The organism is Streptomyces sp. T39, assembly GCF_008042045.1.
Classification (GTDB): domain Bacteria; phylum Actinomycetota; class Actinomycetes; order Streptomycetales; family Streptomycetaceae; genus Streptomyces.
The window spans coordinates 1,821,970-1,839,742 of the sequence record NZ_RDBP01000012.1; the positions used below are offsets into that span (position 1 = coordinate 1,821,970).

Genomic DNA, 17,773 nt, shown 5'->3' on the forward strand with positions numbered 1-17,773 from the left:
CGTGTCCGGGGCCGCCGGGCCGCCCAGGGCCGGGCGCCCCGAGCGGGACCGGCCGGGTCGTCACCAGCGGGACGGGTTCCTCGCGTCCACCGCGAAGACGGAGCCGTCGGGGGCCGTCGCGTAGACCCGGCCGGGGGCGGTGACGGGGGCCGGGAGGACGGAGGCGTGGCGGCCGCCGCCCATGCGGGGCTTCGTCTGGCCGACGAGGCGGCCCCGCCCGGCGTCCACGGCCAGCAGCCGCCCGTCGCCGGCGGACAGGTACACATGGCCGCCGCGGGGCGCCGGCCGGGACAGGTGCGCCACCGCCGTCTCCAGCCGCCACCGCTCGGCGCCGGCGCTCCTCGCGGTGTCGACGGCGAGGAGCGAACCCCCCGCGCCGACCACGTAGACCACGTCCCCCGCCACCGCCGCCTGCGCCTGGTCGAGCGGAGCGGTCAGCCCGACGCGGCGCGACGGGTGGCCCGGCGCGGCCGTGTCCAGCCGGACGACCGCGTCGGTGAAGCCCTCCGCGTCCGTCGCCAGCAGATGGAGCGCGCCGTCGCCTGCGGCCACGGGCGTCAGCGAGCCCTTCAGGCGCTCCGTCCACAGCACCCGGCCGTCGGCCGGGCCGACGGCGGTGACGCGGGTGGAGGTGCCGTCGGCGGAGGGCGTGGTGGCGAAGACGGGGCCGGTCCCGTCCGGCGTGCCCGTCCACTCGGTACCGGCCCCGCCGTGCCGTCCGCTCCAGCGGTCGGCGCCGGTGGCGGCGTCGACCGCCCGCACCGCACCCTCCGCGCTCACCAGCAGCACCAGACCGCCGGCCTGGCGGACGGTCGCGTACGCCGACACGTCGCGTTCCCAGCGCACCGTGCCGGACGCGGGATCGAGCGCCCGGTAGCGGGTGCCGCCGGGCGGGAGCACCTGGAGCACCCCACCGGCGGCCACCGGCGCCGCCCCCTCGTCACCCGGCCCGGCCCGCGTTCCGTCCGGGCCCGCGCCGGCGGACCAGAGCACCGCCCCGCCGGCCGGATCCAGCCGGGCCACCCCGACACCCGCGCCGGAGCAGTAGAGCGCGGTGCCCGCGGTCGTACAGGCCGGCGCCCGGCCGTCCGCCGCGGCCCCGCCGAGCGTCGTGCTCCAGGGCCGGAAGGGTTCCGGAGCGGCGGCGGGCCGCCGCGGCGGGACCTCGTCCGGTGCGCCGACGAAGGCGGCGCCGGCGGCCCCGGCCGACCCGAGCACCACGGCGAGGGCGGCCCACAGGACCACCGGGCGGCGCCGCCACCACGCCGCCCCCGACGGCCCGCGCGGGCGCCGCCGCGTCCCGTCGGCCCCCCTCTCCTCCGTGTCCCCGGCCCCGGGCTCCGGCACCGCGTCCTCCCCGGCGGGCGCCGCCGGGGAGCGCTGGGCCGGTATGTAGGCCTGGGTGTCGGACGCCGCCGACGGCGACGACGCGCGCAGCGCCACCATCAGTTCGTACGGCGTCGGCCGTTCCTGCGGCTCCTTCGCCAGGCAGCGGCGCAGCAGCGGCACGAGCCCCTCGGGCACACCGGCCAGATCGGGCTCGTTGTGCACCACCTGGTAGGCCACGATGTAGGGGCTGTCCGAGTCGAACGGGCCCCGGCCGGTGGCCGCGTGGACGAGCACGGCGCCGAGCGCGAAGACGTCCGCCTCGGGACCCACCTCCCGGGGACGCTGGAACTGCTCGGGCGCCATGAACGGCGGCGTGCCGATCAGCTTGCCGGTCTCCGTGCGCAGATCGCTGTCGGTGGGACGGGAGATGCCGAAGTCGATCACTTTCGGCCCATCCTGCGCCAGGAGCACGTTGCTGGGTTTGAGATCGCGGTGCACCACGCCGGCGCGGTGGATGTCCCGCAGCGCCTCGGCCAGCCCGGCGCCCACCCGCTGCAACTCGGCGGGAGCGAGAGGACCGTTCCGCTTCACCCGCTCCGCGAGGGTGGGGCCGTCGATGAAGAGCGTGGCCATCCACGGGCGGCCGGCCTCGGGGTCGGCGTCCACGACCGGTGCCGTGAACGCCCCGCTGACCCGCCGCGCAGCCGCCACCTCTTGGCGAAAACGCGCCCTGAACTCGGGGTCCGAGGCGTGCTCGGCGTGAATGACCTTGACCGCCAGCCGCAGCCCCGACGCGGACGTGGCGAGATGGACGACCCCCATGCCGCCCGTGCCGAGACAGTCCTCCAAGGGGTACTGACCGGCATATTCCGGATGTTCCGCTTCCGGGAACGGCCCGGCGCTTTGCAGCGGTGGCATCTCCCACCCCCGTTTGATGGTGCCCACGCGCGACGCACGGAGCCTAGTCGATGGTGCGTGCGATCAAGCCACAGCTTGCTAGCCTGCGCGCGGCGAACACGCCGAATCAGGTGTCGTGTCGACGGGGGGAGAAGCCCAGTGGCTGTCGAAGAGGTGGAGAGCGAGCTCGTGGCGGTCGAGGAGGCCGCCGCGTACACGGTCAAGCGGTATCCGGTCGCCCCGGATGTCCGGCTCAACGTCCGGTCCGGTCCGGGGACCAACTACCGGCTGATCAAGGTACTTCCGTACGGCGCCAGCGTCCCGATCAACTGCCAGACGCCGGGGGAGACGGTCACCGGGCCGTACGGCACGAGCAACATCTGGGACAACATCGCCAACGGCCAGTTCGTCGCGGACGCGTACGTCCGAACGGGCAGCGACGGCTACGTCGCCATCCGCTGTGCCTGACCCGGCAGCGGCCGAGCGGGGATAATCGACCCCGTGAGCGAGAACACCGAGCACTCCGGCACCACCACCGGCGGCGGCCCCCGGCCCGAGCCCCTTCGTTACTTCGGCACCACCTGGGTCGAACACGACGGGCACTACGGCCTGCGGCGGGCCGCCGTCGCGGCCGGCTCCCTGGTGACCGCCTTCGCGGCCGCGCTCGTGCTGCGCTTCGCGTACCAGGGGCTGTCCATCGCGGAGGTCGGCGGTTTCGTCAACGGGCTGGTCGTCGTCATGTTCGCCGTCTGCAGCGCCATCGCCTTCCGCAAGACGTGGGAGAGCTTCACCCGGCGGCCCTCGGGCGCGGCCACCGAGGACGCGCTGCGCGGTCTCAAGGCGATCGGGTTCATCGGCTCCCTCATCGCCTACGCCCTGCGCTGCTTCGTCGAGGCGCCCGGCGAGCAGCTGCGCCGCGCCGAGTACGAGACCGCGAAGACCCAGTACGCCCGGCGCCGGACCACCCGCTCCGGCAACCCGGCACACCGCGACGCCAAGGACGGCACGGCGCGCGGGGCCGGCAGGCCGAAGCGCCCCTAGGACCACCGGCACACGGGTCCGGCCGGTCCGGGCGGGCCGCCCCACGGCCGGCACACTGGTCCGGCCGGTCCCGGGATCACCACGCGGCCGGCACACGGGCCGGCCGGTCCGGGGGAAGCCGCACGGCCGGCGCACGGTCCCGGTCCGGACGACCGCCCGGGCGGAAGTGCCACGGGCCGGTCCCGTCCCGGGCAGGATCGCCGCATGACCGACACCAGCGCCGCGCGCGCCTTCGCCCGTCGTGCCCTCTCCTTCGACGCCGCCGCCACGCAGTACGACACGGCCCGCCCCGGCTACCCGCCGGCCCTTCTCGACGCGCTGGAGGAGGCGGCCGGCCGCCCCCTCGCCGGAGCCCGCGCCGTGGACGTCGGCGCCGGCACCGGCATCGCGACCCGGCTGCTGCACGACCGCGGGGCCAGGGTGACCGCCGTCGAACCGGGCGCCGGCATGGCCGCCCGCTTCCGCGCCTCGCTTCCCGGAGTCCCCCTCGTCCGCGGCAGCGGCGACGCGCTGCCGCTGGCAGCCGAGAGCGCCGACCTGATCACCTACGCGCAGTCCTTCCACTGGACCGACCCGGCGCGGTCCGTCCCCGAGGCCCTGCGCGTGCTGCGGCCCGGTGGCGCGCTCGCGCTGTGGTGGAACGTCGCCGACCTCGGTGTGGACTGGATCGCCGCCCAGCAGGAACGCATACGGCGCGACCTCGACGGCGACACCGAGGGTGCGCCCGGCAACGCCAGGGAACTGCCCGGCGGTCTGCGGCAGGCCGACCGCACCCTCCGCTGGAGCCGGCGGATCCCGCTCGACCTCCACCTCGCCAACCTCGGCAGCCACTCCCTCTTCCTTCTGCACGACGCGCGGGACAGCCGCGCCTTCCTCGACCGCGAACGCGCCCTGCTGCTCGACGCGTTCCCCGACGGGGTCGTCGAGGAGGCGTACACCGCCGAACTCACCGTCGCCGTGCGCCCGCGCGTCTGAGCCCGCCGCGCCGGTCTTCTTGACGCCCGGCACCCCCGGGAGCACTATTCATCGCATGATGAATTCCTCCGGTGTCGCCGTCCTCGGCCGGGGCCTGACCGTCGAACGAGGGGGCCGGGCGGTCCTGCGCGGCCTCGACTTCACCGTGCACTCCGGCCGCATCACCGGCCTCCTCGGCCCGTCCGGCTGCGGAAAGTCCACGCTGATGCGCTCCGTCGTCGGCACCCAGGCCGGGGCCACCGGCACCCTGGAGGTCCTCGGCCGCCCCGCCGGCCACCCCGCACTGCGCCCCCGGATCGGCTACGTCACCCAGGCGCCCTCCGTCTACGACGACCTCACCGTCCGCCAGAACCTCGACTACTTCGCCGCCGTGCTGCTCCCGGGCCGCGCCGCGCGCGACACCCGTCACGCGGCCGTCGCCCGCGCCGTCGCCGACGTCGGCCTCACCGCGCACGCCGACGCCCTCGCCGGACGGCTCTCCGGCGGCCAGCGCAGCCGCGTCTCGCTCGCCGTGGCCCTGCTCGGCACACCCGAGCTGCTGGTCCTCGACGAACCGACCGTCGGCCTCGACCCCGTGCTCCGCCGCGACCTGTGGGACCTCTTCCACCGGCTCGCCGCGGACCGCGGCACGACGATCCTCGTCTCCTCCCACGTCATGGACGAGGCCGAGCGCTGCCACCGGCTGATCCTGCTGCGCGAGGGCCGGATCCTCGCCGAGGACACCCCCGACGACCTGCGTGTCCGCACCCGCTCGAAGACCGTCGAGGAGGCGTTCCTCCGCCTCGTCGACGCGGCGGACGCCGCCGCCACCGCCGGCACGTGCCGCCCCGGCACCGGCGCGTCCCGGGACCCGGAACACGACGACACCGCCCGGGAGAACGCCCGATGAGCACGTCCCGCACCCTCGCCACCGCCGCCCGCGTGCTCCGCCAGCTCCGCCACGACCGGCGCTCGATCGCCCTCATGGTCCTGGTGCCGTGCGTGATGCTCTTCCTGCTCCGCCATGTCTTCGACGGAACCCCGGAGACCTTCGACGCCATCGGCGCGGCCCTGCTCGGGATCTTCCCGCTCATCACGATGTTCCTCGTGACCTCGATCGCCACCCTGCGCGAACGCACCTCCGGGACGCTGGAGCGCCTGCTCGCCATGCCGCTCGCCAAGGGCGACCTCATCGCCGGCTACGCCCTCGCCTTCGGCCTCGTCGCCGTCGTCCAGTCCCTCCTCGCCACCGGTCTCGCGCTGTGGGGACTGGGCCTCGACGTCGTCGGCAGCCCCTGGCTGCTGCTGCTCGTGGCGCTGCTCGACGCCCTGCTCGGCACCGCACTCGGACTGTTCGTGTCGGCCTTCGCCGCCTCCGAGTTCCAGGCGGTGCAGTTCATGCCGGCCGTGATCTTCCCGCAATTGCTGCTCTGCGGACTGTTCACGCCGCGCGACAGGATGCAGCCCGTCCTCGAAGCCGTCTCCGGCGTACTGCCGATGTCCTATGCCGTCGACGCCATGAACGAGGTGCTCCACCACACCGACACCACCGGCCACTTCGTCCGCGACGTCCTCGTGGTCGCCGGCTGCGCGGTGCTCGTCCTCGCCCTCGGCGCCGCCACCCTGCGCCGCCGCACCGCCTGACCCCGGCGACCCCGGCTGCCCGCCCCTCGGACGCACCCGCCGCCGGACCACCCCCGGTGCGAGGATGTGAGCGCACGCATCCCCACCGGCGAGGTGAACGAAGCCATGACCCAGACAGTCGCAGTCCTCGGTACGGGCAAGATCGGCGAAGCCCTGCTGAGCGGCATGATCCGTGCCGGCTGGCGTCCCGCCGACCTGCTCGTCACCACCCGGCGCGGCGAGCGGGCCGAGGAACTGCGCACCCGCTACGGCGTCGAGCCGGTCACCAACGCCGAGGCCGCCAAGCGGGCCGACACCCTCATCCTCGCCGTCAAGCCGCAGGACATGGGCAAGCTCCTCGACGAACTGGGGCCCCACCTCGGCGCCGACCGCCTCGTCATCAGTGCCGCGGCGGGCATCCCCACCTCCTTCATCGAGGAACGCCTGGCCGCCGGCACCCCCGTCGTGCGGGTCATGCCGAACACTCCCGTGCTCGTCGACGAGGGGATGTCCGTGATCTCGGCGGGCAGCCACGCCACCACCGGCCATGTCGCCCACGCCGAGGAGATCTTCGGCGGAGTCGGCAAGACCCTCCGCGTCCCCGAGTCCCAGCAGGACGCCGCCACCGCCCTGTCCGGCTCGGGCCCTGCGTACTTCTACTTCCTCGTCGAGGCCATGACCGATGCCGGCATCCTGCTCGGCCTGCCCCGTGCACAGGCGCACGACCTGATCGTCCAGGCGGCCATCGGCGCGGCCGTGATGCTCCGCGACAGCGGCGAGCACCCCGTCAAGCTCAGGGAGGCCGTGACCTCGCCGGCCGGCACCACGATCAGCGCCATCCGCGAACTGGAGAACCACGGGGTGCGCGCTGCCCTGATCGCCGCGCTGGAAGCGGCACGCGACCGCAGCCGCGAGCTCGCCTCCGGCAACGGCTGACCCGTCGACAGCCCGCCGGCACGTCCCGCCGCCCGCGCCGGGTCAGCGCGCGCGGCGGGACGCGCCGGGGTCCTCTCAGACCGCAGGCAGCAGCCCGATCGCCCGGTAGGCACGGTCGACCAGGGGCCGCGCCATCTCCCTGGCCCGCAGCGCACCCCGTCCCAGGACCTCGTCGACGTACCGCTGGTCGGCGGCGAACTCCGCGTGCCGCTTCCGGATCGGCGCCAGGAGTTCCACCACTGCCTCGGCGGTGTCCTTCTTCAGGGCGCCGTAGGACGTGTACGACCCGGCGAGGTCCGCCGGGTCGCCGCCCGAGCAGGCCGCGAGGATGTCGAGCAGGTTCGCCACCCCGGGGCGGTCCTCCCTGTCGTGGACCACATCGGTCGCGCTGTCCGTCACGGCCCGCATCACCTTCTTGCGCACCAGGTCCGCGTCGTCGAGCAGATAGACGATCCCCGACGTCGACGCGTGCGACTTGCCCATCTTGGAGCCCGGATCCTGGAGGTCCATCACCCGCGCGGCCACCGGGGGGTGCGTCGCCCTCGGCACGGTGAAGGTGTGGCCGTAGCGCTGGTTGAAGCGCACGGCCAGGTCCCGGGTCAGTTCCACGTGCTGCCGCTGGTCGTCGCCCACCGGCACCTCGTCGGCGGAGTACGCCAGGATGTCGGCCGCCATCAGCACGGGGTACGTCAGCAGGGACAGCCGCACACTCTGTCCCTCGGCCCGGGTTCGCGCGCTCTTCTCCTTGTACTGGATCATCCGCCGAAGCTCGCCGTCGGTGGCCGTGCACTCCAGCAGGTAGGACAGACGGGCGTGCTCGTCCACGTGGCTCTGCACGAAGACGGTGCACAGTTCGGGATCCAGTCCCGCCGCCAGCATCAGCGTGGCCGCCTGCCGGGTCAGTCTGCGCACGCGCGCCGGATCGTGGTCGACCGTGAGGGCGTGCAGGTCGACCACGCAGAACAGCGCGTCCGTGCGGTGCTGGTCCACCTCGGCCCACCGCCGCATCGCGCCCAGGTAGTTGCCCAGGGTCAGATGCCCCGTGGGCTTGATCCCGCTGAAGGTCCTCGTCATGTCCCTCTCCCGTTCCCGGACCGCCGGATCGCTGTGGACGACCCGCGGACCTGAGTGGAGCCACCCGTCCCGGCGGGCTCGGCTCCCGGAGGAGACATGCGAACGGCCGCCGAGGCGGCGGCCGTTGAGTGCGTACGTGAGCGCGGGCCGCCGTGTCAGGCGGCCCACCAGAAGGTGAGGCACGTACGCGATGTCATGCGGGTCAGAGTACTCCCGGCGGGGGGTCACGGCACGAGGTTGACACGCGGATGCCCGCTCCGTAGTGTTCTCCGAGTTGCCCGACGTGAGCACCGACTCCGGTCGGCCCCGGGCGGCCATTCCGCAAGAACCACTCCGAGCGAGCGACGTGCTTTCTGTCGCCCGTCTTTCCGTGCGCATTTGCGAAATGAGGATTACGCGTTCGAATTCGGGCGCGGCCCGCCCCGATTAGCGTCGGGGGCCGGGAATCCGCTAAGGTCTCACCTCGTCGGAACGGCCCAACAGCCGGGAAGGCGAAACCCGCTGACTGGGAATCAGGCCCGAAAGAGTCTGATAGAGTCGGAACCGCCGGAAGGGCCGAAAAGCCCGGAAAGCACCGAGGAAATCGGGTCGGAAAGATCTGATAGAGTCGGAGACGCAAGACCGAAGGGAAGCGCCCGGAGGAAAGCCCGAGAGGGTGAGTACAAAGGAAGCGTCCGTTCCTTGAGAACTCAACAGCGTGCCAAAAATCAACGCCAGATATGTTGATACCCCGTCCATCCGGTTCGGATGGTCGAGGTTCCTTTGAAAAAGACCTGTCCGGTCCTCCTTGTGAGGGTGCGGGCAGGCGACACAGCGAGGACGCTGTGAACGGTGGGGCTTATTCTGGTGGAGTTGACCGGTACTAATAGGCCGAGGGCTTGTCCTCAGTTGCTCGCGTCCACTGTGTTAGTTCTGAAGTAACGAACTCGCCTTTTGCTGGCTGGTAGTTCGACATCTTCATAGTGTTTCGGTGGTCATAGCGTTAGGGAAACGCCCGGTTACATTCCGAACCCGGAAGCTAAGCCTTTCAGCGCCGATGGTACTGCAGGGGGGACCCTGTGGGAGAGTAGGACGCCGCCGAACAATCATTGTGGGGAAGCCCCGGAACTGTGTTCCGGGGCTTTTCTGCGTTCACGGCCGTTTTCCCGTTCGCGTCATCCGGTCCGTGTGATCCGGTCCCCCTGTGGGGAAAGCGCGGTCGAATAGGGTCGGGGCATGCGCTACGACCTCGTCATCTTCGACAACGACGGTGTGCTCGTCGACAGTGAGCCGATCGCCAACGTCATCCTCGCCGGCTATCTCACCGAGCTCGGACACCCCACCTCCTACGAGGATTCCCTGCGCGACTACATGGGTTCCGCCGTGCACCGCGTGCACGACCTGGTGCGGGAGCGGACCGGACAGGCGCTGCCGGCGGACTTCGACGCCACTCTCCACGCCCGCACCTTCGCGGCGTTCGAGCGGGAGCTGACCGCCGTCGACGGTGTCGCCGAAGTGCTGGGGGCGCTGCGGGCCGAAGGGGTTCCGTACTGCGTGGCGTCCTCCGGCACCCACGAGCGGATCCGGGTCGGTCACCGCAGGACCGGCCTGGACCGCTGGTTCGACGACTCCGTCGTCTTCAGCGCCCAGGACGTCGGCCGGGGGAAGCCGGAGCCCGACCTCTTCCTGCACGCCGCCCGGCAGATGGGAGTGGCGCCCGAGCGCTGCGTCGTCGTCGAGGACAGCCGGCTCGGGGTCGCCGCCGCCCTGGCCGCGGGGATGGACGTGTACGGCTTCACGGCCATGACGTCCGCACAAGACCTGGCAGGCGCCAAGGGCTGGTTCGGGGACATGAAGGAGCTCCTCGCACTGCTCGTGTGATCCGCCTACCGCCCGGTGGGCGGCGGGCCTACGCTGTGCGGCCATGACAGATGCGCGGCTGCGTCACGGGCGGGCCTCCCTGGCGTTCGGCTTCTTCTCGCAGGGCGTCGCGTTCGCCCTGCTGGTGACCCGGATACCGGCCGTGCAGGAGCGGTACGGCATATCCGACGCCCTGCTCCCCCTCTTCCTGGCCGCCGTGCCCGTGCTGGCCGGGGTGGGCAGCGTGCTGACCGGGCGGGCCGTGCGGCGCCTGGCGCCGAGCACGGTGCTGCGCTGGTCCCAGCCGGTGGTCCTCCTCTCCCTGCTCGGTGTGGCCGGTGGGCGCGAGGTGTGGCATGTGGCCGTCGCGCTGGGCGTGTTCGGGCTGGCGGTCGGAGCGCTGGACGCCTCCATGAACATGCTGGGTGTCAGCCTCCAGCGGGCGTACGGGCGGAGCATCATGCTCGGCTTCCATGCCGCCTACAGCCTCGGCGGGATCGCCGGCGCCTCCCTCGCGTGGGTCGGGGCGCACGAGGACCTGGCCCTTCTCACCTCGTACCTGCCGGTGGTCCTGCTGCTCGTGCCGGCGGTGCTGGCCGCGAGCCGGTGGTACGCGGACGGCAGGGACGGTGGCACCGCGGACGGGGGCGCGGGCGCGAGCGGCGGCACCGGAGTGCCGTTCGCCCTGCTGATGCCGCTCTGCCTGGTGATGACCTTCGCCTACATCGGCGACTCGACGGTCTCCAACTGGAGCGCCAAGTACCTGGAGGACGTGCTGGGCAGCTCGGAGGAGCTGGCGACCGTGCCGTACAACGCGTACATGGTCACCACCCTGATCGGGCGGACCGTCGGCGACCTGGGGGTCCGGCGGTTCGGCGCGGTGGCGGTCGTCCGGTGCGGGACCCTGCTGGCGGCCGTCGGATTCGCCGTCGTGGCGACGGCGCCGGGGCCGTGGGCGGGCGTGGCGGGCTTCACCCTGCTCGGGCTCGGGCTGTGCGTGATCGTGCCGCAGACGTTCGCCGCGGCGGGCCGGCTGGCGCCCGGGCACAGCGACGCGGCCGTGGCCCGGCTCAACGTCTTCAACTACGTGGGCTTCCTGGTCGGCTCGCCTCTGGTGGGCGCGCTCGGGGACGCGTGGAGCTACCGCTGGGCGATGCTGGTGCCGATGGTGCTGGTGCTCGCGACGCTCGCGTACGCCCGGTCGTTCGGATCGGACGAGGCCCGATACGGTGGCGGTCATGAGCGGCCGCGGGTTGTTGATGTGGGACGAGGCGGTAACGGCGTATGACTTCGGGGACAGTCATCCGATGGATCCGGTGCGGCTCGCACTGACCATGGGTCTGGTCCGGGCCTACGGACTCGACCGGGCGGTGGACGTGGTGTCGGCGAAGCCGGCGGGCGACTCCACCCTCCGGCTCGTGCACCGGTCCGACTACGTCGCCGCGGTCCGTGCGGCCTCGGCCGATCCGCACCGGGCCGACCAGGCGTACGGGCTCGGCACGGTCGACGACCCCGCGTTCGCCGGTATGCACGAGGCGTCCGCGCTGATCGCCGGACAGTCGGTGGGCGCGGCGGAGGCCGTGTGGCGCGGTGACGCCGGGCACGCGGTGAACTTCGCGGGCGGGCTCCACCACGCGATGCCGGGTGCCGCGTCCGGTTTCTGCATCTACAACGACGCGTCGCTGGCCGTCGCCCGGCTGCTGGAGCTGGGCGCCGAGCGGGTGGCGTACGTGGACGTGGACGTCCACCACGGCGACGGTGTGCAGGCCGCGTTCTGGGACGACCCGAGGGTCCTCACGATCTCCCTGCACGAGCACCCTCGGACGCTGTTCCCGCAGACCGGCTGGCCCGAGGAGACCGGCGGCAAGGGCGCGGGAGAGGGGTCGGCCGTCAATCTGGCGCTGCCGGCGGGGACCGGCGACGAGGGATGGCTGCGGGCGTTCCACGCGGTGGTCCCCGAACTGCTCGCGGACTTCCGGCCGCAGGTCCTGGTCACCCAGCACGGCGCGGACACCCATTTCGAGGACCCGCTGGCGCATCTGGCCGTCTCGCTCGACGCCCAGCGTGCCGTGCAGGAGGCGTGTCACGACCTCGCCCACTCCTGCGCGGACGGGAAGTGGATCGCACTCGGCGGGGGCGGTTACGAGATCGTGGACGTGGTGCCCCGGTCGTGGACTCACCTGGTCGGGATCGCCGCCCACCAGCCGGTGGACCCGGGGTCGGTGATCCCGTCGTCGTGGCGGGACGAGGTGTACGCGCGGACCCGGCGGCTGGCGCCCGGACGGATGACCGACGGCCGGTGGCCGGTGCGCTGGAAGGGCTGGGACGAGGGCTACGACCCGGGTGACCGGCTCGACCAGGCGATCCTGGCGACCCGGCGGGCCGTGTTCCCGCTGCGCGGCCTGCTGGCCTGATCCCGGCGGTCCCTCACCGGTTGGCCCCGACCCGGACGGAGGGACCGGGGTCGGACGTACAGGGGCCTGATTACGCCAACTGTGCGGGCTTTCCGGGGTTTTCGCCAAGCGGGCCGGGTGGTGCGCCAGCATGTGCAGGGTGTTGAGCACCACAGCGCTGCGGGCGCATCTGCTGGCCTCGCGGCTGGCCGGGGACGTGGCGACCTCGCGGGAGGCGAGCCTGCGCAGCTATCGCGCGTTCGCCGCGGGGGATCCGCGGGTGACCATCGGGCTCGACCCGCTGTCGGGGTGGAGCGAGCGGCGGCTGATCGAGCTGATGGCGGCCAAGTGCGGGGTGTCGGCGGACCCGGAGTGCGTGCGGGGGGACGACGTGATCGACCCGGAGCTGACGCTGCGGGCGCTGTCCGCCTTCGCCGGACGGCTGGGAGCCGCCGTGCGCCGGCGGGCCCCGGTGCTGTTCGGTACGGGGCATCCGCACCGGTTGCTGGGGTTCTACGCCGGTCTCGCAGACGCGGTGTCGGCGGCGGGATGTCCTGTTCTCACCCCCGCGCAGGGGCGAAGTGTCGACATAACGACCCGGTTCGGCGTACGCACGCTCACCCTCGCGTACGTACGGGGAGTCGCTCTGCTCCGGGACGGGGCCGATGCCGGGGCCGGTACGCACACGCACTCGCCGCTGCCGGTCCGGCTCGCGCTCCAGGCCGCGGCCGAAGGGGACGGCCCGCTGCCGGAGCTGGTCGTCGGCGACCACGGCTGGGTCTGCGGGGCAGGTCAGCTGGGGGTGGAGGCCATCGGGCTGGCCGATACGGACGATCCCGCCCTGTTCGTCGGGGAGGCCGAGGGTCGCGTGGCGGTCGCCGTGCCGCTCGACGACGCCGTCCGGGCGGACTGCTATCTGCCTCTGACGCGCTATGTGCTCAATCGAGCCCGTCTGTCACAGTAGGAGACCGATTGCAGCTCCTCTTCCCCACTCGCATCACCCGCCCCTAGTCTGGGCAGTGAGCGCACAGCGACGAAGAGTCACCGGAGGGGAAGCCGGTGCGCGTCGGGTGCGGAAGGTACAGGTGGGTCATGGCAGCTGGCAACGAAAGGCCTCTCAACGAGGTCAAGTTCCTTACCGTGGCGGAAGTCGCCTCGGTGATGAGGGTGTCGAAGATGACGGTGTACCGCCTGGTGCACAGTGGTCATCTGCCGGCGATCCGGGTGGGGAGGTCCTTCCGGGTACCGGAGCAAGCGGTGCACGAGTATCTCCGTGAGTCCTTCGTGGGGGTGGAATCGGCCTGACGGGGGCCGGTCGGCCGCCCTCGGATTACGTCCCTCACTCGGCGGCAGGTAGGCTAGGCCGACGTAGGTCGTGTGGGCCCAGACGCCCCGCACCGAGTGAAGAGAAGTGAGCGAGGGTAGTCGTGGGCTCTGTTATCAAGAAGCGGCGCAAGCGGATGGCCAAGAAGAAGCACCGCAAGCTGCTCAAGCGCACGCGCGTTCAGCGTCGCAACAAGAAGTAAGCGGCAGCTGTCCGTCTCTCGGCCCTCCCACCGTCCCGGTGGGAGGGCCGAGGTGCGTCCGGGGGTGGAATGCCGCGGAAGGGGCCGGGAAGGCGCCACGGATGCGGCAGGGGCGTGAAACGAAAGGTCCTGGCAAAAGTGCGCCGTGCGGTCATCACAGCGCAACACCGACGCGCTACGGTGACGCCAGGACCTAGGGGAAGGCGCTGATCTTGGGCAAGGTCGTGCTCGTCACCGGTGTGGCCCGGCAGCTCGGTGGCCGTCTGGTGCGCCGTATCGGGCGCGATCCCGAAGTTGACCGGGTGATCGCGGTCGACGCCCAGACGCCCGGACACCAACTCGGCGGCGCCGAGTTCGTCCGTGCCGACATCCGCCAGCCGGCCATCGCCCGTGTCCTCGCCGAGCACGCCGTGGACACCGTCGTGCACCTGGACGTCACGGGCACCCCGCTGGGCGCCGGCGGCCGTACCGCGGTCAAGGAGACCAACGTCATCGGCACCATGCAGCTGCTCGGTGCCTGTCAGAAGTCGCCGACCGTCCGGCGACTGGTGATCAAGTCCAGTACGAGCGTGTACGGCTCCGCGCCCCGCGACCCCGCCGTCTTCCTGGAGACGACCCCGCCCAAGTCGCTGCCGAGCGGCGGCTTCGCGAAGGACGCCGTCGAGGTCGAGGGGTATGTGCGGGGCTTCGCGCGGCGCCGGCCGGACGTGGCCGTGTGCGTGCTGCGGTTCGCGAACATCCTGGGGCCGTGCGCCGATTCGCCGCTCGCGGAGTTCTTCTCGCTCCCGGTGATGCCGACGGTCCTCGGCTACGACCCGCGGCTCCAGTTCGTCCACGAGGACGACGTGATCGACGTCCTGCGGATCGCGCTCCACGAGCCGCGGCGGGGCACCCTGAACAGCGGGACGTTCAACATCGCCGGCGACGGCGTGCTGACCCTGGCGCAGTGCTCACGACGGCTCGGGCGGCCGACGATCCCGGTGCTGCTGCCGGCCGTGACGTGGATCGGCTCGGCGCTGCGGACGGTGGGGGTGACGGACTTCTCGCCGGAGCAGATCCGGCTGCTGACCCACGGCAGGGTGGTCAGCACGGTCCAGATGCGCGAGACACTGGGCTTCGCCCCGCGGTACACGACGGCGGAGACGTTCGCGGACTTCGCCCGCAGCAAGGGGCCGGGGCTGCTGCCGCCCGAGGCCCTGGTGAAGGCGGTCGACCAGGTGGCGGCGGCACTGCCCTCCGGGCGGGGTGCGCGGGCAGCCGTCCGAGCGCCGCACACCGGTGGATGAGCGGCGGCGCACAGCGCCCGACAGGGGCGGACAGGCCCGGGGAGAACCGGGGCAGGGCCGGACAAGGAGCACAGCGGACGATGGCGGACGCCAAGGTCATTCCGTTCGACGACGACCGTTCACGCGGTGGTGCGCAGCGCCCGGCGCGGCGGCGCCCCGCCGGGGCCGGCCGCAGGAAGCCCGAGGCGGACACGGGCGGGGAGCCGGCGGCTGCGGAGCAGCCGGCCGGGCCCTCGGCGGCGCAGCTGCCCCGGGGGCGCGGCGCAGGGCCCCGGGAAGCCGTGGTGAGCCCGTTGCCCGAACAGCCGGGAGAGGCTCCCGAGGCACCGGGGGCCGCCGTGCCGGATGAGGAACGGGCGCCGTCGGCGGGCGGGAGCTGGGAGCGGCGGGTCGCGGGAGGGCTGGCGTTCCTGCGCAAGCGGCTGACCGGTGACTACGAGGTCGACGAGTTCGGCTTCGACGCCGAGCTGACCGACCAGGTCCTGATGTCGCTGCTCCGGCCGCTGTACGAGAACTACTTCCGCGTCGAGGTGAAGGGCATCGAGAACATCCCGTCCGAGGGCGGGGCCCTGGTGGTGTCGAACCACTCCGGGACGCTGCCGCTGGACGGGCTGATGCTGCAGGTCGCCGTCCACGACAACCATCCGGCGGGGCGTCATCTGCGGCTGCTCGCAGCCGACCTGGTGTTCATGCTGCCGGTGGTCAACGAACTGGCCCGCAAGGCCGGGCACACGCTGGCGTGCGCGGAGGACGCGGAGCGCCTGCTCACGCGCGGCGAGGTCGTCGGTGTGATGCCGGAGGGCTTCAAGGGCATCGGGAAGCCGTTCTCGGACCGCTACAAGCTCCAGCGGTTCGGCCGGGGCGGTTTCGTGTCGACGGCGATGCGGGTGGGCGCGCCGATCGTGCCGTGCTCGATCGTCGGCGCCGAGGAGATCTATCCGATGATCGGCAACGCCAAGACCCTGGCGCGGGTGCTGGGCTTCCCGTACTTCCCGATCACGCCGACCTTCCCGTGGCTCGGTCCGCTGGGCGCGGTGCCGCTGCCGACGAAGTGGACGATCCAGTTCGGGGAGCCGATCGCGACGGACGGGTATCCGCCGGAGGCGGCGGAGGACCCGATGCTGATGTTCAACCTGACCGACCAGGTGCGCGAGCAGATCCAGCACACGCTGTACAAGCTGCTGGTGCAGCGGCGCTCGGTCTTCTTCTGACGGTCCGGCCGTCCGTCCGTCGACCGCCGTCGCCGCTGATCGGCGTCGTCCTCTGGTCGGCGTCCGGTGGCCGACGTCCTGGGGTCGGCGTCCTGGGGTCGGCGTCCGCCGGCTGTCGTCCGCACGGACGAGAGGGGTGCTCCGGCCGTCCGGCCGGGAGCACCCCTCTCGTCGTGCCGCGGTCGTGCGCGTCACCCGCGCGCCGTCCGCTCCCTTCGCGTCATTCGTCCTCGGCGTCGAAGCCGAGGCCGGGCAGGATGCCCGGCAGCAGCGGCGGGATCGTGACGTCGGGGACGGGATCCTGCGACTGCCTGCCGGACGGGGACGGCGTGGTCTGCTGCGCGGGCGGGTCGAGGAGACCGCCGGTGTTCCCGCCGAGCAGACCGTCGTCGGCGGGGGCGGAGCTGGACCCGGAGGGGCGGGGTGCCGTGTCCTGGCCGGGCCGGCCGCTCTCCTGCCCCGGTKCGGAGGGTGCCGTGCTGCCGGGGTCGGTGGCACGGCCGGACTCCACGCCCGGTCCCGGGCTGCGGGATCCGGGGGCGTCGCCCTGCGGGGCGGGCGGGAGCAGGGACTGGAGCGGGCCGACTTCCTCGTCTATGGCGTCGAAGGCCGAGCTCACGTCGGCGCCGACATCGGCCAGTTGGACGGGGAGCCGGTCGCGCAGGCCGTTCCAGGTGTCGCGGTGGGCGCGGGAGAAGGAGTCGAGCGTGGCGATCGGGCCGAGGGAGCCGTCGCGCGCGTACGCGGCGCTCAGCAGCCGGTGGCCTTCGCCGACGTCGTGCCGCATGCCCGTGAGCACGCGGCGGATCTCGCCCAGCGACTCGTGGTCCAGGCTGCCCGCGCGGTCGCGCTCCATCAGGCGGCGGGCTTCGCTGAGCCGGGTCGACGCCTGGTCGAGGTAGAGCTCGCCGCGGTCGGAGTCGCCGTCCGCGAGGACGAGCCGGAAGTCCTCCATACCGCGCTTGAGCCCGTACAGCGAGTCACCCGGGAGGGCGTCGCCACTGGCAGCGGCCACGCCGCTGAACGCGCCCGCGGCCACACCCACGGTCAGTCCGCCGGCCGCAAGCCCCTTCGACCACCGGGAACGTGGCCGCAACTTCCGGAGCGGGGAGGCCCGATGGGCGCCGCGGCCGTGGGTCCGCTGCTCGGGCACCGTAGGGCCCGAGGTCGCGCCTGCGCCGACGGTGCCCTCCATGAGCATCGCTTCCATGGCGGCCACGAGCTGTGCGCGCTGGACCACCTTGACCTCGGGGTCCATCTCCGGTTTCGGCAGTTCGCCGAGACCGTGTGCCAGGCTCAGCAGCCGCTCCTGCCCGGTCTCCTCGACCGGGGCATCGGGCTGTTCGGCCGCCTGGTCTTCCAAGGCCTGGGCGAAGGCGCTCGCCCGCCGGTGTGCCGAAACGTTCGCGATCACTGGCGGCACCTCCTCTCGTCATGACGGTCGACTCCCCTGGGGGGCTGGAGGGTTGCACGCCTTGAGCACATCCACACGAACGAGTGAGTGGCTGCGGGCATGGCGCGTCCAGAGGGAGCCTGCATCCCGCACAACGAGCGGCGCGGCACTTGGGTTACGCGCGAAAGATGATCGGACCAGTGCGTCATCGAGGCGTCACCGACGGTGAGTTGGGGTCGGGGTGGATGCGGGGCGTGGGGCCCCTGTGGGG

At 72.6% G+C, this 17,773-nt stretch carries 17 protein-coding genes and 1 rRNA gene; 15 read left to right on the top strand and 3 right to left on the bottom strand.

All coding sequences use genetic code 11. The features are described from left to right. Nucleotides 1-60: 60 nt before the first annotated feature. Nucleotides 61-2,247, bottom strand: a complete 2,187-nt coding sequence (locus tag EAO77_RS09200) for a protein kinase domain-containing protein (protein WP_147987538.1) — start codon at nt 2,245-2,247, stop codon at nt 61-63. A gap of 138 nt (nt 2,248-2,385) precedes the next feature. Here EAO77_RS09200 and EAO77_RS09205 point away from each other — a divergent pair, with 138 nt between their 5' ends. The 6 genes from EAO77_RS09205 (at nt 2,386) to proC (ending at nt 6,780) form a co-directional block, all read left to right on the top strand. Beyond that, a complete protein-coding gene (locus tag EAO77_RS09205; protein WP_410088348.1) occupies nt 2,386-2,694 on the top strand; it encodes a peptidase in 309 nt (102 codons plus the stop codon). 33 nt (nt 2,695-2,727) lie between these two features. After that, a complete protein-coding gene (locus EAO77_RS09210) occupies nt 2,728-3,267 on the top strand; it encodes a hypothetical protein (protein WP_147987539.1) in 540 nt (179 codons plus the stop codon). Nucleotides 3,268-3,471: 204 nt separating this feature from the next. Then, nucleotides 3,472-4,242 carry a class I SAM-dependent methyltransferase gene (locus EAO77_RS09215; protein ID WP_147987540.1) on the top strand — a complete coding sequence of 257 codons (771 nt, stop codon included), beginning with the start codon at nt 3,472-3,474 and terminating at the stop codon, nt 4,240-4,242. Between the two features lie 55 nt (nt 4,243-4,297). Next, the gene (locus EAO77_RS09220) at nt 4,298-5,131 is read left to right on the top strand and encodes an ABC transporter ATP-binding protein (RefSeq protein ID WP_147987541.1); all 834 of its coding nucleotides are present in this window, start codon (nt 4,298-4,300) and stop codon (nt 5,129-5,131) included. Then, a complete protein-coding gene (locus tag EAO77_RS09225) occupies nt 5,128-5,865 on the top strand; it encodes an ABC transporter permease (RefSeq protein WP_147987542.1) in 738 nt (245 codons plus the stop codon). The genes EAO77_RS09220 and EAO77_RS09225 overlap by 4 nt, the downstream gene beginning before the upstream one ends. Before the next feature lie 105 nt (nt 5,866-5,970). After that, nucleotides 5,971-6,780: a pyrroline-5-carboxylate reductase gene (proC, locus tag EAO77_RS09230; RefSeq protein WP_147987543.1), complete on the top strand. Its 810-nt coding sequence runs from the start codon at nt 5,971-5,973 to the stop codon at nt 6,778-6,780. Nucleotides 6,781-6,855: 75 nt separating this feature from the next. Here the strand turns inward: proC and trpS are convergent, their stop codons facing one another. Beyond that, the gene (gene trpS / locus EAO77_RS09235) at nt 6,856-7,854 is read right to left on the bottom strand and encodes a tryptophan--tRNA ligase (RefSeq protein ID WP_147987544.1); all 999 of its coding nucleotides are present in this window, start codon (nt 7,852-7,854) and stop codon (nt 6,856-6,858) included. A gap of 966 nt (nt 7,855-8,820) precedes the next feature. Here trpS and rrf point away from each other — a divergent pair. The 9 genes from rrf to EAO77_RS09285 all read left to right on the top strand — a co-directional run bounded on the left by rrf (nt 8,821) and on the right by EAO77_RS09285 (nt 16,109). Then, nucleotides 8,821-8,937, top strand: a 5S ribosomal RNA gene (rrf, locus tag EAO77_RS09245). 132 nt (nt 8,938-9,069) lie between these two features. Further along, a complete protein-coding gene (locus EAO77_RS09250) occupies nt 9,070-9,714 on the top strand; it encodes an HAD family hydrolase (protein WP_147987546.1) in 645 nt (214 codons plus the stop codon). A 43-nt stretch (nt 9,715-9,757) separates the two neighbouring features. Then, nucleotides 9,758-10,981, top strand: coding sequence for an MFS transporter (locus EAO77_RS09255; protein WP_147987547.1), 1,224 nt, complete (start codon nt 9,758-9,760; stop codon nt 10,979-10,981). Continuing rightward, nucleotides 10,932-12,107, top strand: a complete 1,176-nt coding sequence (locus tag EAO77_RS09260; protein WP_187283168.1) for an acetoin utilization protein AcuC — start codon at nt 10,932-10,934, stop codon at nt 12,105-12,107. The genes EAO77_RS09255 and EAO77_RS09260 overlap by 50 nt, the downstream gene beginning before the upstream one ends. A gap of 139 nt (nt 12,108-12,246) precedes the next feature. Then, complete coding sequence (locus tag EAO77_RS09265; RefSeq protein ID WP_147987548.1) at nt 12,247-13,050, top strand: phosphatase; 804 nt, start codon at nt 12,247-12,249, stop codon at nt 13,048-13,050. 128 nt (nt 13,051-13,178) lie between these two features. Further along, nucleotides 13,179-13,391, top strand: coding sequence for a helix-turn-helix domain-containing protein (locus tag EAO77_RS09270; protein ID WP_187283169.1), 213 nt, complete (start codon nt 13,179-13,181; stop codon nt 13,389-13,391). Nucleotides 13,392-13,513: 122 nt separating this feature from the next. Next, nucleotides 13,514-13,612, top strand: a complete 99-nt coding sequence (locus EAO77_RS09275; RefSeq protein WP_003948845.1) for a 30S ribosomal protein bS22 — start codon at nt 13,514-13,516, stop codon at nt 13,610-13,612. Nucleotides 13,613-13,824: 212 nt separating this feature from the next. Beyond that, nucleotides 13,825-14,898 (top strand): NAD-dependent epimerase/dehydratase family protein, encoded by a 1,074-nt coding sequence (locus tag EAO77_RS09280; RefSeq protein ID WP_147987550.1) that lies wholly within the window; start codon nt 13,825-13,827, stop codon nt 14,896-14,898. Nucleotides 14,899-14,978: 80 nt separating this feature from the next. Next, nucleotides 14,979-16,109 carry a lysophospholipid acyltransferase family protein gene (locus EAO77_RS09285; RefSeq protein WP_147987551.1) on the top strand — a complete coding sequence of 377 codons (1,131 nt, stop codon included), beginning with the start codon at nt 14,979-14,981 and terminating at the stop codon, nt 16,107-16,109. Between the two features lie 220 nt (nt 16,110-16,329). On the opposite strand, the gene EAO77_RS09290 is transcribed toward EAO77_RS09285, so the two are convergent. Then, on the bottom strand, nt 16,330-17,523 hold the full coding sequence (locus tag EAO77_RS09290) for a DUF5667 domain-containing protein (protein ID WP_147987552.1): 1,194 nt from the start codon (nt 17,521-17,523) through the stop codon (nt 16,330-16,332). Nucleotides 17,524-17,773 lie beyond the last annotated feature (250 nt).

Excerpts from the sequence above, each read along its gene's own strand:
- EAO77_RS09200 (WP_147987538.1), bottom strand. The coding sequence starts at position 2,247 with ATGCCACCGCTGCAAAGCGCCGGGCCGTTCCCGGAAGCGGAACATCCG.
- EAO77_RS09215 (WP_147987540.1), top strand. The coding sequence starts at position 3,472 with ATGACCGACACCAGCGCCGCGCGCGCCTTCGCCCGTCGTGCCCTCTCC.
- EAO77_RS09220 (WP_147987541.1), top strand. The coding sequence starts at position 4,298 with ATGATGAATTCCTCCGGTGTCGCCGTCCTCGGCCGGGGCCTGACCGTC.
- EAO77_RS09225 (WP_147987542.1), top strand. The coding sequence starts at position 5,128 with ATGAGCACGTCCCGCACCCTCGCCACCGCCGCCCGCGTGCTCCGCCAG.
- proC (WP_147987543.1), top strand. The coding sequence starts at position 5,971 with ATGACCCAGACAGTCGCAGTCCTCGGTACGGGCAAGATCGGCGAAGCC.
- trpS (WP_147987544.1), bottom strand. The coding sequence starts at position 7,854 with ATGACGAGGACCTTCAGCGGGATCAAGCCCACGGGGCATCTGACCCTG.
- EAO77_RS09250 (WP_147987546.1), top strand. The coding sequence starts at position 9,070 with ATGCGCTACGACCTCGTCATCTTCGACAACGACGGTGTGCTCGTCGAC.
- EAO77_RS09255 (WP_147987547.1), top strand. The coding sequence starts at position 9,758 with ATGACAGATGCGCGGCTGCGTCACGGGCGGGCCTCCCTGGCGTTCGGC.
- EAO77_RS09260 (WP_187283168.1), top strand. The coding sequence starts at position 10,932 with ATGAGCGGCCGCGGGTTGTTGATGTGGGACGAGGCGGTAACGGCGTAT.
- EAO77_RS09270 (WP_187283169.1), top strand. The coding sequence starts at position 13,179 with ATGGCAGCTGGCAACGAAAGGCCTCTCAACGAGGTCAAGTTCCTTACC.
- EAO77_RS09285 (WP_147987551.1), top strand. The coding sequence starts at position 14,979 with ATGGCGGACGCCAAGGTCATTCCGTTCGACGACGACCGTTCACGCGGT.